The sequence below is a fragment of the Cryobacterium sp. RTC2.1 genome (genome assembly GCF_035018685.1).
GTDB lineage: Bacteria > Actinomycetota > Actinomycetes > Actinomycetales > Microbacteriaceae > Cryobacterium > Cryobacterium glucosi.
The window spans coordinates 1-15,078 of sequence record NZ_JASJXJ010000029.1 but is presented as its reverse complement, the minus strand read 5'-3'; the positions used below and the strand labels follow the sequence as shown (position 1 = coordinate 15,078).

Here is a 15,078-nt window from a genome sequence, read left to right as displayed (position 1 = left end):
AGTGAGGGGCTTCCAAAACGCAACGTCAGCCGAGCAGCTCTTTTAAAAGGGGTGCGAGGGCGGCAAGGGCGCGCTTGAGATTTGCGCGGACGGCCTGCTCTGAGGTAAGGAGGACCTTAGCGGCGGCGGCAGAGGTCATATCGGCATCGATGACCAAGGCGAGCACACGCTGGGACACCTGGCTCAGGGTTTTGACTGTTGCGCGGATCGCCTGCTTCTCCTCGATGGAGAGCGTCGGCTCCGGCGCTCCGATGCGCTCACGGAGAGGCACGCTGTCGGCGTCATCTGTATCTAACGAGGCCGTATTGGACCACGCCCCGGCGGCGGCTTTCTGGGCGTCGGAGCCACGCTGGGTTGAGCTCACCAGGTCAGAGGGGATACAGACGTTTTCGTGCATCTCAGATGCGTAGGAGCGAATGGCGCCGTTGATGTCGTTCTTGGCGTAGGCGACGAAAGCACCCTTAGACGGGTTGAACGTCAAGGCCGCCGCGGCCGCTCCCATGCGGCCAACCTGCAGAAGGTCGTCCCAGACCAGCTGAGGGTTGGCGGCCGCCCAACGTGCGCCGGCCTTCTTCACTGCGCCTTCGGCGAAAGCAGCAAGCCCCCACGCCGCCGGTGGAATCGCTGGTTCCTCCTCACGGCCACCATCGACACGCGCGCTGTTGCGGTCTTCGCGCGCTGACCGCATCTTCGCCGTTTCGAATGGCCCGGCTGCCTGGATTCGTACGGCCAGTTCCGCTGCGTGCTCCGCGGTAAGAATCTGTTTTGACAATTTGTGCCTCCCTGTGGCGTCAGGAGGGAGACATGCGACAAAGGGGGCGCTCAACCGCGCCGAAATGGCCTCAAAACAGGCAAAAACAGGTCAAAATCAGAAATCACCCCTGAACTGGGGTGAGATGGCGTCAAGTTTTTGGCACGGATGGGCGCTCAGGACCCAATCCATAGGCATGCGGCACAGCAAAAACGGCCCGCCGACGGGGAAAGTCGACGGGCCGTTCGAAGAGGCGCCTAGTAGTTCTGCTGGTCCGCTGGGCCCTGCATGGCCATGAGCGGTGTGCCTGGCAGGTCAAGCAGGTCGGCGGCTACGACATACCCGCGCTTGCGGTTCAGTCCCAGTGGCACCGGGCTCTTCCCGCCCGGTTCGGTTCCCGCTACGACGACCGAAGCGAAACCCCCATCGACCTGGCCCATCGGAACAGCGGCGACGGCAGTGAAACGCTTGAGGTCTTTAAGCGCGGCACCGTAGAGGAGGACATACTTTCCGTCCATCGAGATCAGCCCGGCAGCCATTCTTGACGGCACCGTTTCGAGAGTCCCGATGCGGTCAGGTCTGATGGTCCAGCCAAGACTGCGGGCTTGTTCCAGCACCGGGACACCGCCGTTGGCGAGCTCGAGATATACAGACCCGCCGGCGATCGCGTCACGAACTGCCCGGACCAGAGTGCTCGCAGGGTTCGTGTTGCGCGCCCGCTCCCCCGAGGTCTCAGCCAGGCGAGACACGACGACGTTCACGTCGGCCATCGTCGGCAGCAGATCTTCGATCCCCGCCTCAGCCGCGAAGTCCAGGAACCGCGACCAGCCGGTCGCAATGACGACTGCGGTCTCGGCCGACCGGCCGCCGGTCTTCGGCATCAGTGTTGCCTTGAGCTCATCGTTCGCCGTTGTCCAGTCCGAAAGTCCGCGAGGGAGTTTGTCGATCTGGCGGGCCAGGTAGGAGATGTAAGCGCCGAAGAGCCGGTTTGCAGCATCCGGGCGTTTCTTCCGCCATTCGTCGATTGGAGATGTACCCATCGGCAGCATGGCGATGTCGGCCCGGCCCGCTTCCAGGGAGATGGAGACAACGCGTGAGGCGATCCCCTGTTCCTCGCTGAGTGCCTCTCCGGAGACGATCGAGGTTGTGGACGCATCCGACGATCCGCGAAGTCCGCCGTTCTGCGTGCCCTTTGCCTCTCCGGAGACCGCCGTGTAGGAGGCCTGCAGCACTCGAGCCAGCGCACCCTTCACCCTGGCGGCGTCGGCAGGGATCTCCGGGACGCGGTAGTCATCCCAGAAGCCGGTGGCCGAGGCCAGGTACGAGGAGAGGACGCCGCAGCCTGAGGCTGACGAGGAGATCAGCGTGCCGCCGGTCCACCCCGCACGCCACGCCGGCGTGAGGAATGACTGCATCGCGCTCAACAGCAGCGTCTTGCCCATATCCGGCGGGCTCGCGACCATGAGGGTGGCACGACGGCTGAGGCTGAGCGGGGCGCTTGCCATCATTCCGAACCCGGCCAGCGCTACGGGTGCTTCGACGTTCGGGCTGAGCTTGATGAACTCCGCCAGCGCCTGGGCGCCCTCTCGCAGCTCCTCCGAGGTCGTGGCGATCGCCCGCCATCCGTGGGCAAAATGGGTCGGAGTCAACGAGTCGACGTCGGACTTCGCGGGAACGCCGACCGAAATATCTTGCACCCGGCCACAACCATTGACAGAGCCGCCAGGCGCAGCGTAGGTGACGCCGGTACGGACGCCGGGCTCGCCAACCAGCCACCCCATGGTCGTCAGCTCCTGGATCCGGGTGGAGGCGTCATCGGAACCGAGCTCCCGGAGAACGTTCGCCAGGTGCTCTTTCTTGGTGCTGCCGATCGGCAGAGCTACTCCCATATCGAGGCGCTGGACAACCGCGGCCGGGTTAGTCGCATCCTCGGGGGTGAAGCCTGGCGCGGACCGAACAACTTCGTCGGACCGGGCGATAGTGACAGTGACCATCTTCTCGCCGTTCTCAACCGGAAATCCGTTCTTGAGCGAAGCACGAGACACCACCATGGAGCGCCACGGGACCCAATCGCAGATCTGACGGGCCTTCCACGTCTCGATGCCCTCATCATCAACGGTCTTGACCATTTCGTACACGCCGTGGCCTGCGTCCCAGAGGCGAACCTCGACATGGTTTGAGAGCTTGAATGTCGAGGGCGTCCGTGTCTCGATCGCCCGCGCGACGGTGAGCTTCACCTTCTCTACTGTCCGCGGTGGAGTTGGTGTGGTGCGGACTTCGGACTCGTCGGTGGCGACGATGGCTGCTGATCGCGTCCCCTGCATTGAAGGTTCGCGAGTGGCCAGGAGAGCGTCAACAGCGCTCTGGTCACCGGCCGCGGTGGCCGGGTAGACAACACGCGGCGCTGCCTCCTGCACAACTACGACCGGCCCTTCGAAGTCGAAGTCCGAATCGGGCGGCGGCACGTCCGAGTACGGGATGGACTCGTCCGAAGCATGTGCGGGCGCTGGGACTGGTGCATCGGAAGTGACAGGCTTTACAACACCGAACGCGTCAGCAACGCGCGGGAGCATTGCGGCGATCACAGCGTCAACCAGGTCGGCGTTGAACCACTCTCCGGCAAACGGCCGGAGAAGAGCGGAGGCTTCCTTGTAACCGCCGACGGTGTGAGCGAGGACGTCAAAGCTGCTATGTGAGTGCGCGTCATCTTCAAGTCCAAATCCTGCCTGAGCAGTGGAGCTGAAAAATGTTACGCGCTGGACATCGGCCGTTTCGAAAAACCGGCCCGAGTCGCGGTCCGCCGTGTCACCTGCCCTATCCGGCATGGATACGCCATTCCCTCTAAGGTCGGCGCCGAAGACCTCCTGCAAGAAGGAGTCGACGGGGAACCCAACGGCGAACAGATCGCCCAGGCGCGGGGCTGCGTTTGGATCGCGCGGGGAGGAAAGAGTGGCTGAGCGGGCGAAGGCACGGTTACAGACAGCGACAGGAGCCTTGACAGGGAGCGGCGGGTAGATGCTGAGCAAGTCCTGGTGGCTGTAGACAGGACCGCCGGCTGTGACCAGGGTGACGGGCTTGAGTTCGGCGCCCTTGGCGTTGACTGTGCCGGCAGGGCGGAGAACCTGGCTGAGAGTGTGCAGCGGTCCAGCGTCGATGTTACGGCCACGGCGGGCACCGAAGGCCAGCCAGAACGCCCTATGGCGGGCGATGAGCTCAGCGCCTTCGACGGTGCGCGGGTCCACGGGCGTGTCCAGAGCAAACCACCAGTGGAAACCACCGGAGGAATCGACAGAGACCGTGGGCGCCGGAATCTCGGTGAGCCACTCAGTGACCTCCGCACGCGAGGGGTTGTTGGATACCCGGTGCTCGCCATCGTCCGTGTCCACGTCGACGACCAGCGCCACCATCCCGAGAACGTCCGCTTTCTTGCCGCGGCCGCCGGCAGCAGCGACGGACCCATCGATTACCCCCACCGACACCCAGGTATCGCCCCCCTGGGCTGCCTCACGCTCGATGAGCTTCCAGGCGGCCTCGGCGTCACCGGGAGCAGCGAAGCCGGCGGTACGGAAGACGCTGGATCCGGCGCTACGCGCACAGACGCTGATTACGGATCCCGCCGGAAAAGCCTCCGCATGCCGTGCATAGACGGCGGCGTGGTGCGCGAGCCAGGCGCCCTTGTTCAGGTTGATGGTGGTCAATTAGTGCCCCTCGGGCTTGTGCTTGGTACCGGTTGAGACCGGGAGCTGATCTGCTCGAGGAGTAGTGGTGATAGTGGCGTCTGAAACGCAACCAGAGGAGCCCAAGAATTTCGATCCTCTGGCCAGGGACTCAGGAGAAATGGCCGAATGGCCAGCATTGGCCGGAGCCTGCCCAGAAAGTGTTCCGCGCTGTGACAGGGATGCAAGGGTGTTAGAGGTCGAATGGCCGGAACCCGAAAATAGGAGAGAAAGGCTAAGAGATAGAGCCGTTGAGGTACAGCCGTAGAGGTACAGGCAGAAAGAAATGCTCAGAGATGCCTATCTCTTTACATATTTCTGTCCATATATCTCTTAATGCCTCTACATCCCTTTGTTTCAGCGGAAGACTGTCTGGCCAATCGCTGGCCAATCGCTGGGCAGCGTGGTCAAAGCCTGGCCAATAGAAGCCGACGGCTGTCCCGCACGACTGTCCCGCACGGCTATCCCTCGCGTTCACGCATGTGCGTACTCATATACGCGCAGTCTTCGTGGCGGTGTTGCGTTTTGGCTGCGCATCCCACCACTACCTCAGTGAGCACCAGCTCCGCCGATCCCGGTCCGTCATATGTGAGGAAACCAAGTGGACACCAACGCCAGTATCCAGACCAAGCCGACGGTCCGCGCGGTCGCGCCGGCACCCTACGGGGTCAAGCTCGCCCCCGCGGAGCACACGCGCCTCATCGTTAAGATGGTGGCGGGTCGCTCCCCCGAGGCCACACGCGACGAGCGTCTTTCTGCACTGTCAGCGCGCAACGCCGTAATCGTCGCTTACATGCCTCTCATCGAACGCGAGTCCACTCGAACCTCGCCGAACGCGCAAGCCTCAGAGGATCGGTCGGCTGAGGCATACCTGAGATGCCTCGAGGCCATCGGCACCTACGACCCCGCCCTGGGCGTACCCCTCGGCACCTACCTGCGAAGGTCGCACGCCATGCACGGTGAGGCTGTTGCCCGCGCCGGCATGCCCCAAGACTTAGCCGGCCGCGATCAGCGCAGAGATCTCAACCGTCGCGGGCTCCCAATCCCGCGGCCCACATCCTTGAATGCGGCGATCGCCGGCCGGGCGGATTCCCTGTTGTTGCAGGACCTGGCGCCCAGCACTGAACCAGGTCCAGAGGAGCTGGCAGTGGCTGCCGATATGAAGAAGCAAATCTTGGTTGGACTGTCGCGGCTCACGCGCGACCAGCGGACGATTCTCGGCGAGCATTTCGGTTTGGACGGGTACCCGATGTCCACTATGCGCGAGTTGGCGCTCGCGCGAGGCTTGACTGTGGGCGGTGTGCAGTATCGCCTTGGCCGAGCACTCACGGCTCTGGCCGAGACCGCACCCCACCTCCGCACGTTCCTCGAAACGTAGACCGCGGCAGTGCAGACCGCCGTCGACTCGTAGACCCCGCTTACCGGCCCAGGGCCGCCCTAGGCGCCCACACGGCACCGCGGTCAGCACGCATCGCTTGTGGGATAGATCGATGAGAAGGCCGCCCACGGCCTCGGAGGAGTCAGCGGTTCCAACGGACGAACGTACCCGCTTGTCATAATCTCACGTGACGCAACCGGGCTCGGCGCACGCATGGACAGGGCAGCCTGCGGCGCCCGGGATCCTCTTTGTGCACACCCTCGCCGCAGAACGAACAGATGACCGCGGCGGTCAACGAATTGATTCTGTTGGGCCTGCGGCAGCTGCCCATTAAATGGGCGGCGGCGTGTGTCCTCTGATCCGGATGGATGACAGATCAAGTGCGCGCCGAACAGGTTGCGAGTGATGGCATCGTCAACTTCGCCAGTTGTCTGCGCGCGCCAGTTGGCCGTGCATCGAGTGAAAGGATGACGGGGGAACGTTGAGCCGAGACGGAGTCCCTCTCGGCACGCCCAGCGCGCAAGACCGGCGAAGCTTTCCACATCGTCACCGCGAGGACTCGCGATGACCGACGGAGCGGAGCGCACGCTCGGCCTGCACCACTGCGACGCCGGTATCGACACACCGCCACCCCCTGGCCGAGCACTGCGGTGTGATCCGGCCAAAGCACGTGACACTGAAGTTGTCTGCCGCAGAGGGGCATTGAAATGACGGGAGGAAATACAGGTGCCATATCTCCATTGCTTGTGGGCGATACTCGCCGTGCGCGAAAAATACGCCGAGGGGTACTAGAAGATCCGAGAATCGATGGCAACAATCAAAGAACCCTGCACTTTTCATGATCCTCGCGCATATAGAGAAGTACACGGGAAACGCGCACCAAACAGGTTCCGACAGACGTGTATTCGGCTCTGGAGGGAGCAGCTCGATGTATGAATTCATTCCCCAAACCACCCGGTCCACGGTTGCAACCGTCACCAAAATCAACACCTACCTCGGCACGATCGATGCAAGGTCCGCAGCTCAACTTCGGGCTCACCTGGCCGATCCCGGCACGCCGGTGATGGCCATTCGGGACGCACTCGCGGCAAACGGTTTTTCCATCGGCGTGACCGCGATCCGAACGCATCGTCACAACGCACTCCTGCGAACGCGGAGGGTGGCATAGGTGCACGAGAGTCTCGGCGACGCTGCCAGCGAGGTGCAGATCCTGACCCGCGTCATCGAGACAAACCATACCGGCTGCGTCGGGCCTCTAGGTCAAAACGTTAGCTCGTACAGTTCGTCGAACCAGGGTCGGCGTTCACCTTTGCCGCGACAGGAACGACGCACTCCCCATCTGCTTCGCATCCGACGAACGCCGACCGCCACCCCGGGTCATGACCGCACCCCGGTCCGCACGCCCGCACGAGGATGACCCCAGCCAGTCGGAACAGGCGCGGATTAATCCGCGCCACCGACTACCCGCCGGTTGCACACACCCCTCCCTCGGTGTGCCGCCGGTCCTGAACGGCCGGTCGCGGTACCTCCTGCTCAGTACCGCGACCGGCCGTTCACCTTTACTGGACCAACTCTGCACCGCCGGCGCTCACGGGCGGCCACCGTGAATATCACGGAGATCATCGCACTTCCCGGAGGTCAGCCCCGCGGCCGTCCTGGCGACAGGGGGTTCATACGCCCGATCGGCCCGGCCAGCCTTTGCATTGGAACCGTGACGCTCTCCTAGCCGATCGATGTGCCCCCTGACTGGCCGCTGCGCATGATGGCTACAGCGTGTCGTACACGTTGACACTTTCGACCGGGACACCGACGCATACATGTGGACCCCGGCTCCCGGCCGGTCCGTCTTGGTTGCTTACGGTACCGGTTCGCCGTGGCATTCAACCAGCTGACAGCACTCTGCCAAGATTGGGCATGGACATTCAGTCGCGGCATTTCGGTCCCATTTCGACGATGCGAAGCGATGGCACTATCGCTGAGGTCGACGTGGAAGCACTGATCAATCGTTTGGTTCTGTTCGACGTCTGTTATGTGGAGTCTCACAGTCTTAAAGAGATTCCCGCGCTCGTTTCTGCCTTTGGGACCGCTGGCCTTCTCAAGCTGATTTACGCCGGTGCACTGGTGTTTGTCTGCGACGTAGCCACCACCGGACAGACGGGTCAAACTAACAACATTCAAGAGACCACCAGGCGCAGGGGCATCCTTCCTTTGGGGTCGTTCCACCTCGTAAACGTCCAACTCGCGAAGGGACAGCCATACCGGGACGAGTACGTGGCGAAGTCCCTGAAAGAAGTTGACGCCGCGGGTGTTGGACGGGCAGAGACCTCAAAGCTCAAAATGGCCCTCCGGAGTCGGATGCTCGAGTACCCGCAAGATGCGTCACAGGTGGGCTTGGGTGACGTAATCGCCAATGTCCTACGAGGAGATGTCATCGTCGAGCAGGCGATCCGGAGGTCAGCCTTAATGCAGACCCATATCGATCCGGGAGCCTCCTTCGACTACCAGGCGTTCCCACTAGACGGGGACGGTGAGTTCCGCATCACGACGAACTTTGGCCGTATACACGGATTCTCCGAAGAAGTCGAACACAAGGTCGTCGAGCGAGGAGTGCTCGCGGTCGCAGGCCTGAATCAACGTGTTCAGCTCATGAGGAGCTTCGAGGCGCTCACGGGATTCAAGGACGATGATGCAGTGCTCCTGAATCTGAAACTCTCATTCCTAGCGAGTGATCACAATGCCCGGGCAGTCGAGGCTCGGTTCGGCAGAGTCGTTACCCTCGGACACGTTTCGCCCACCGACCGCACCGGCAGCCTTCGTGTCAATGTCGATCGACTCCTGCGATATCGAAATTCTGGTGAATGCGCGGAGTTTCGAACCTGGCTGAAAGACCTGGACAAACGTTCTGACGATGAGATTGCCCACGAATTCCTTTCGGTCCGCAAACAGATGGCTCTTTCAATTGGCTCGCCGCTCGGCAAGGCGATCCGGTTCGTCCTAACAACCGTCGCGGGTGCCGTTCCCGTTTTAGGCGCAATCGCCGGCCCTCTGCTGTCGGCAACGGACTCGTTCTTGGTGGAGCGCATCGTAGGCCGACCTGGTCCCACCGCATACTTGGGGAGGCAGTATCCCGCCATCTTTAGGAAATGACAACAGGACACTTCGATGGAGAATCCCGTCACACGACGTAAGTCGATAGGAGCATGCGCGGCATGTGTACGTCATTTGACGGACGCGGTCTGATGGACGTGAGTGTGCCACACGGGAGCCAGTGAGCGCACGGGGCTGGCTGCCGCTCCGATGCATGAGGTTTCTCGGAATCCTTCGCGGCGGTTCCAAGATCGGAGGCAGAAGACTTGCCTTCAATGTCGACGATGTTTTACGTACATCGGGTCCGAGTATCGGAATCCGGCATGCAGACTGGCCGCCGCGCAGATGTGGTGCCCCAGCCATCTAACCTCGAGCAGCGCCCGTATCGAATGTTCGCGCACCTCCGAGCGCCGCGCTCCTTCAACGGAGGGGAGCGTTCGCGTGCCGCCGTGCAGCGGCCGCCACCCAGAAATCGGTCATCGTCGACTTGAACACGCCGCAGCCGTCATACCCCTCGGCCAGCGCAACAGCACGGTCCACTCCGCGGACCAGGAGCACGGCGTTGTTCCGGCCGATGGTCGGGCAGCGCCCGGGACCCGAAGTGTCCTGGAAGCCGCCCTTGACCAGTGAGACGCCCAGGCCGAGGAGCGGCTCCCGGTCGGGCTCCAGCTGCTCGAGGATGACACGGTCAGCGATGGTGACGACACAGGCGTCGGCCCGGTCAGAAACGTCGATGAGGATATCGACCTGGCCGAGCGCGTCCGCATGCTTGCCCAGCTCGGTGGGTTCTGCCGGCCTAATGGGTCCCGTCGCTGCGGTCGAGATTGCGTGGCGAACAGTGCCTGTGCGGAGGGTGGCGGTCATGGTGTTCCTTTGAATCGGAGGGGTGAGGACGATGTGCCTCTTACGGCACATGCGCGGCCTCGTTATCCCCCGGAGCGGTCGTGGCGGCAGTAGTTCCAGGACAATTCGCCAGCGGGTCCACTGGATCGAGGGCGTTGTCCACCAGCAAGAGCCCGTAGCCGATCGGTTTCTGACGTCGGTTGGCTGCCAGACAGCTCGGCCTCCGAGCTATTCGGTGCACCGCGCATGCATCTGGCATGCCATACACATTTCTGCTTACAGAGCGACGCCTTGACGGCGCATTCGAAGAAGTCGAGTACACGTTCCAGTCACTCCCGGATTTCCTGACTTTCTGGAGACCTGAGTTCGCAAGGATCGAATCCATCACGGAGGCTCCCGAGCCGGCACCGGCAGAACCCGCCGAGCCGGGTCGCCGCTACAGCGACCCCGATGTCGCGCTGCATTCCTTGCGAATGGTGGCCAACGACGTAGTCGCTCTGCTCGCAACACGCTTCACCTTGGACGGCAAGATCACCGAGCCGGCGGTGGAGCTCAACCGCTCCATCACAGAGATCGTCGAGATCCGCAATCGGGTCGGTGATGCAGCTGTCGCTGGCATGGATGCGTGCGATCAGCTGGCCGAAGAACTGCGCGAACGGCGTGCAACTCTGAAATGTGCGCGTGAGGGCTTGCGATGAGTCACCGTAGCCGTCTGCCCCTGCCAACAGTTACGTGCCAAGTCCGCGAACGTGCCGCGCATGCAGTAGTCGCGGCAACTGCTCCGTCGAACGAGGACCGCTGCCGCCGGCTCGGAGCACGTTTTTTTGATGACAACGCGTCGGAGAACGAAAACTACCGCGCATGCACTCACCAGCGGCTTCAACCTTGAAGCCGGCTTCCACTCCAAACAGAATCAGAAAGGCTCATCATGAGCAGCACTCCCCTTACGAAATATCCGACTCAGGCCGAAAGGCGGAGGGAGGTCATCGACGGGTGGGCGGCCCCGCTGGGCCACGTGGCCGGCTTGGACCCCACCTCCGCATTCATCATCGCCTGCGACGCACTCATCCGAGCAGAACTCTCCAACGGGCCGCAGTTCGCCGCAGACGAGGCCGCCGGAATGCTCGTCATGCACCAGGGCTGCATGGCCGAACCTTTCGGGTTCGGGACCCTCCTGGCAGATGCCATGGAGGACGACCCCGACCTTTACGAGCCCACCCCAGAGCTGATGACAAAGCTCCGCAGCCTCACGCTCACCCAGGACTGGGGACTGCGGATGCTCCTCGAAGTCCACGAAGGGCTCCAGCGCGAGGAAGGGGGCAGGAGGGCGCCGTACGTGGTCACCCTCAAGGAAATCGGCTTTCCCGTCATCTAGACCCAGGACATCCCCGTGCGGCTCAGTACCTTCCAGAAGCGAGAGAGTACCGCGCATGCACTCCACAGCGGCAGTTACCAGCCGTGAAATCCGCACCATTCACGCAAGAAAAAACGTTCGCGACCGTCGCGACCACCCAAAGGAATAGACCATGAACATCAACGATTCTGACTACACCGCAGACGACCTCATCGATAACTGGGGCAACTCCGACCGCGAGAGGGAAGGCGTGCGCGCATTGCGCCATTACTCGGCGGAAATCGAAGCCATCTGGAGGCACGCGCCGGCCCCGAACCCTCCCCCGACAGGCCCCAGCTCGACAGCACCATCGATACTGGTTACAACCCGTCCGAATCGATGTACGCGGCAATGGTCCAGCTCCTCCTCGAAGACGCGGGTATCCCAACTGCCAAGCACTCTGTCGTGCTCAACCGCGGTCTGCTCAGCCAGTACCGCGACGCCGCGATTGAACCCAACATCGTCGTCCAGCACATCCTGAGCCGCTGACCGCGACGAGGAGGACATCATCATGCCGAAACTCATCCGAATCGAATCGGGCTCCGAGACTGAACTCCAGAACGCCATCGACAACATTGAGGGTCGCGCAACCCAGCGCACCGTCAGTGCCTACGACGTCATTCGGCACGTCGAAGCGGTAGAACATCGTCTCGACGTCCTCGGAGTACCGAACAGGGCACGCGCAGGAATCACCACCGTAGTCAACGGCAGCGCGATGTTGCCCCGGGCTTACGGTTACAGCGCTCACGCCACATTCGTCACAATTCGACGGAACGGTGCCGGCTGGCGCTTCGTCAAAGCAAAACGCACGTGGAACCGAGCCCTCTCCCGGGAACTCATCGACCTTCCATTCACCGTGGCAAAGCTGGGGTCCTGGGCGGTCACCAGCGCGTGGTCAGCCGAGAACCTAACGACAGCCGCATAACGGCAGGATTCCAACTTCAAAGGGCGTCGGGCTATCTGCCTCTGTGAGAGTACGTTCGCGCAAGCAGATAGCCCGTATGGGAGTCGCCATACGCCGCGAGACAGAACCGAAAAGCCTTTCCTCGCTCCGTCGTAAACTGAATCCATGGATGCCATGCGCGACAATATGACGCTCGTCGTCGCAGATATCAGGGAGGCCCTCACTGAAATCCCGGACGCTTCGCTGGCCGGCGCGATCCTCGACCCGCCCTACGGCCTTGGACTGACCGGAGTTGCCTGGGACCGAAGCGCGATCGCGTTCGACGTGGATTTTTGGCGTCTGCTCCGGTCCAAGATCATGCCCGGCGGCACGATAGGAATTTTCGGACATTCGAGAACTTTTGCCCGCGTTAGTGTTTCAGTTGAGGAAAGCGGACTTCAGGTAGTTGACACGCTCGCCTGGGCGAAGGGCTTCGGCCACGCTACCGCCAATCGGCACATTGACTCCGAACTGCGGCGCCTCGCAGCCCCCGATGAGCTTTCCGAGAAATACGCGGGCTGGGAAACGCAGCTGCGACCTGCGTTCGAACCGATCGTGATCGCCAGAAACCTTGCCCCTAGGCAGTCCTTGATCGAAGCGATCGCGGCAGGGAACGCCGGCGGCTACAACGTGTCGTCCTCCCTGATAGCGGCAGATGCTTCGGAGAATCGCAGCCGCAGGAACGGCGCAGTCGACGGCGGCGCAAACCGCCAAATTAAACGAGTTCTCGGTTCGATGTCTGTGCCGACGGCCGGCGGACGCCGGCCCGGAAACTTACTTCTAGAGCACGACGAAGACTGCGATGAGACCTGCTGCACGCCCGGGTGCCAAGTACAACTGATAGACGCCCAAGGGCGGACAAAATATGCTCCTGGCAAGGAGAAAGCCAGCCGCTTCTTCACTCAAATCAAATACTCGCCACGAGCGCACGTCTCAGAATCACCGCGCCCAGCCGGCGTTCGTGGGCACCCCACTGTCAAGCCAATGAACCTCGTGAATTGGCTTTGTGGCCTAATCGTCATGCCGGGCGAAACCTACTTGGATGGCTTCGCTGGATCCGGAGCCATCTCCGAGGGCATCATCCGAGCCGGCGGTCACTCTTTGGCGATCGAACGCGAACCGGAATACGCCGAACTGATCAAACACCGATTCGCCGCGCTGGACGTCGCCGAACAAGAAGGCTTCCTGGGTATGTGACTGCTCGTCACTGAGCCGACCGTCCCTATTCACCGAAGCCTGTTCCACGAGATCCTCGGCATGACCGCGGGGATGGCTCGCAGCCCACTCAACAGCGAACCTCTGACGATCGTCCGGATCGCCCCCCGAGCAGACCGAACCCGGTGACCGTAGTTTCGGAAAACGGTCTAGGTCTCGGCGATGGCCAACCGCTGGTATTCGGTCGGATCGTCATAATCTTGAGCGTGGGCGTACAGCCGTCGGCGCAATGAGGCCCGAATCGGGAGGCGACCCGGGCGCATCGGTGAACCTTCCCGCGATCCGAGGGCGCTGGGACTCGTCGAAGGGTCTAATGGGCGTGCGCCTCTCGTCTGAGGATCGAACCCAAGGCCGCCCTAGGCAGTTGGGTCGACCCGTGTTACTTGGTTGTTTCCCGGTTCAGGAACACGAATTCGACGCGGCCGTTGTCTCCGACCAGTCGCTCTTTGACCGCTTGGGCGAACGCCTTGCCAGCTTTCGCCTTCGCCTCGTCTGGTATCCAGCGACCGTCGGCGGCACAACGGGCATCGAGGAGAGCACAGAGCGCCTCCGTGCTGACCGCATAGGCGGCCACGGCCTCAGCGTGCTCCGCGCGGATCCGCTTGATGAACGCCTTTTCGATGGACTTGAACTCACCGGCATACGCGCGCTTGTTCACTGCGACCGCACTGTCGACGATCGGCTTGTAGTCGAGCATGCCCGAGACGTGTCCGGCCGGGATCGTGGTTTCACAGATATCTTGGTAGGTCTCGCCGTCCGGGTTGATGACCTGAACAACAATTCGCTGCCCACTGTCCGCCTCAACACTCACCTCGAAGCCGTCGGCGCTTGCGCGCGCTGCGTACAGTTCAGCGGACAGACACCACCGGTCGGAAAGGGCGTTGAACGTCGGGTTTGAGCCCCAGTCCGACGGCTCAGACCCATGCTGGTCGACATACGCCTGCCGGATCACGCGGATCTCGTCGACGTTAATCTGGCCGCCGGCTTCGGCGAGAGCCGCGACGAGGCGGGCTTCCTTCGCGGCGTGCAGGGTGACAAGCCTGCTGTCTGGCGCTGACCCCACCTTGGTCGTACATTTGCCGGCGTCTCGCGGTTTGAGGGATTCGTTGAAGTTGTTCATGATGTGAAGTGCTCGTTTCTGGGCAGGGCCCGGCGGTCTGAAGTTCTGCGGTTGCAGGCTGAGGTTGAAGACCCGGACGAAGTGCCCGTCGGCGCTGCCATCATCGACTCGGGAGTTGTCTAGGTTAAATCCCGCGTCGGCAGCCGCAGAGGCGACCGCGAAGTCGAGCGAATCGGAGTAGTCGCGCCCGTTCACAAGGCCGTCCGGGCCACGCCCTCGTCCTTCCGGGCCGAACTCATCAGCAGGCCAGTCACCTGGCAGTTCGATGTAGCCGAGGTCGTCATTGCCGCGGAAGACGCGGATGTACAGGTCGCCGACCGGGGCTGTACCGATGACCTCCGAAAAGCCGTATTCGTCCTCTTCCGTGAAGGAGACAAGCTCACAGGAAACTTGGGTACTCACCGTGCCGCCGTTGGCAAGTTTCTCGGTGAGCCACGCACGGTCATCGTCGTCCAGCGACATCAGGTCGCTGAGCGTGTGGGCGGTGGCCTGGGGCGCGCTCACGGCGACATCTGGCGCCGGGTCATCTTTCGTGGTGAACCGGCCGGTGTCACGGGTTACGTCCCGGTGAGTGGTGTGGTTTCCCACTCTTGAGCGTTGCTTCGTCAACGTAAAGAGCCACCGTGGGATGG

The 15,078-nt window shown here is 62.3% G+C and carries 12 protein-coding genes; 8 read left to right on the top strand and 4 right to left on the bottom strand.

Translation table 11 applies throughout. From position 1 onward, the window contains the following. Positions 1 to 25 precede the first annotated feature (25 nt). Positions 26 to 772: a hypothetical protein gene (locus QN357_RS05910; RefSeq protein WP_322137469.1), complete on the bottom strand. Its 747-nt coding sequence runs from the start codon at positions 770 to 772 to the stop codon at positions 26 to 28. A 236-nt stretch (positions 773 to 1,008) separates the two neighbouring features. Next, complete coding sequence (locus QN357_RS05905) at positions 1,009 to 4,449, bottom strand: hypothetical protein (protein WP_323504672.1); 3,441 nt, start codon at positions 4,447 to 4,449, stop codon at positions 1,009 to 1,011. Between the two features lie 619 nt (positions 4,450 to 5,068). Here QN357_RS05905 and QN357_RS05900 point away from each other — a divergent pair. The 3 genes from QN357_RS05900 to QN357_RS05890 all read left to right on the top strand — a co-directional run bounded on the left by QN357_RS05900 (position 5,069) and on the right by QN357_RS05890 (position 8,992). Further along, positions 5,069 to 5,845 (top strand): sigma-70 family RNA polymerase sigma factor, encoded by a 777-nt coding sequence (locus QN357_RS05900; RefSeq protein WP_322188017.1) that lies wholly within the window; start codon positions 5,069 to 5,071, stop codon positions 5,843 to 5,845. A 928-nt stretch (positions 5,846 to 6,773) separates the two neighbouring features. Then, entirely contained in the window at positions 6,774 to 7,013 is a 240-nt protein-coding gene (locus QN357_RS05895; protein ID WP_322137473.1) for a hypothetical protein, read from the top strand. Between the two features lie 746 nt (positions 7,014 to 7,759). Then, positions 7,760 to 8,992, top strand: a complete 1,233-nt coding sequence (locus QN357_RS05890; RefSeq protein ID WP_323504671.1) for a hypothetical protein — start codon at positions 7,760 to 7,762, stop codon at positions 8,990 to 8,992. A 360-nt stretch (positions 8,993 to 9,352) separates the two neighbouring features. Here QN357_RS05890 and QN357_RS05885 read toward each other — a convergent pair whose 3' ends face one another. Further along, entirely contained in the window at positions 9,353 to 9,796 is a 444-nt protein-coding gene (locus tag QN357_RS05885) for a hypothetical protein (protein WP_322137475.1), read from the bottom strand. Positions 9,797 to 10,032: 236 nt separating this feature from the next. Between QN357_RS05885 and QN357_RS05880 the strand changes: the two genes are divergently transcribed. From QN357_RS05880 to QN357_RS05860, 5 genes are all read left to right on the top strand, one after another. Next, positions 10,033 to 10,473, top strand: coding sequence for a hypothetical protein (locus tag QN357_RS05880; protein ID WP_322137476.1), 441 nt, complete (start codon positions 10,033 to 10,035; stop codon positions 10,471 to 10,473). Between the two features lie 230 nt (positions 10,474 to 10,703). After that, positions 10,704 to 11,150, top strand: a complete 447-nt coding sequence (locus tag QN357_RS05875) for a hypothetical protein (RefSeq protein WP_322137477.1) — start codon at positions 10,704 to 10,706, stop codon at positions 11,148 to 11,150. Between the two features lie 369 nt (positions 11,151 to 11,519). Next, a complete protein-coding gene (locus tag QN357_RS05870; RefSeq protein ID WP_322137478.1) occupies positions 11,520 to 11,657 on the top strand; it encodes a hypothetical protein in 138 nt (45 codons plus the stop codon). 22 nt (positions 11,658 to 11,679) lie between these two features. Then, a complete protein-coding gene (locus QN357_RS05865) occupies positions 11,680 to 12,093 on the top strand; it encodes a hypothetical protein (RefSeq protein ID WP_322137479.1) in 414 nt (137 codons plus the stop codon). Between the two features lie 144 nt (positions 12,094 to 12,237). Beyond that, the gene (locus tag QN357_RS05860; RefSeq protein ID WP_322137480.1) at positions 12,238 to 13,308 is read left to right on the top strand and encodes a DNA methyltransferase; all 1,071 of its coding nucleotides are present in this window, start codon (positions 12,238 to 12,240) and stop codon (positions 13,306 to 13,308) included. Positions 13,309 to 13,705: 397 nt separating this feature from the next. Here the strand turns inward: QN357_RS05860 and QN357_RS05855 are convergent. Continuing rightward, the coding region (locus QN357_RS05855) for a hypothetical protein (RefSeq protein ID WP_323504670.1) at positions 13,706 to 15,078 on the bottom strand (1,373 nt) is incomplete at its 5' end.

Bases quoted from the DNA above. Each gene is read 5' to 3' on its own strand.
- QN357_RS05895 (WP_322137473.1), top strand. From the start codon at position 6,774: ATGTATGAATTCATTCCCCAAACCACCCGGTCCACGGTTGCAACCGTC.
- QN357_RS05885 (WP_322137475.1), bottom strand. From the start codon at position 9,796: ATGACCGCCACCCTCCGCACAGGCACTGTTCGCCACGCAATCTCGACC.
- QN357_RS05880 (WP_322137476.1), top strand. From the start codon at position 10,033: ATGCCATACACATTTCTGCTTACAGAGCGACGCCTTGACGGCGCATTC.
- QN357_RS05860 (WP_322137480.1), top strand. From the start codon at position 12,238: ATGGATGCCATGCGCGACAATATGACGCTCGTCGTCGCAGATATCAGG.
- QN357_RS05890 (WP_323504671.1), top strand. From the start codon at position 7,760: ATGGACATTCAGTCGCGGCATTTCGGTCCCATTTCGACGATGCGAAGC.
- QN357_RS05870 (WP_322137478.1), top strand. From the start codon at position 11,520: ATGGTCCAGCTCCTCCTCGAAGACGCGGGTATCCCAACTGCCAAGCAC.
- QN357_RS05865 (WP_322137479.1), top strand. From the start codon at position 11,680: ATGCCGAAACTCATCCGAATCGAATCGGGCTCCGAGACTGAACTCCAG.
- QN357_RS05875 (WP_322137477.1), top strand. From the start codon at position 10,704: ATGAGCAGCACTCCCCTTACGAAATATCCGACTCAGGCCGAAAGGCGG.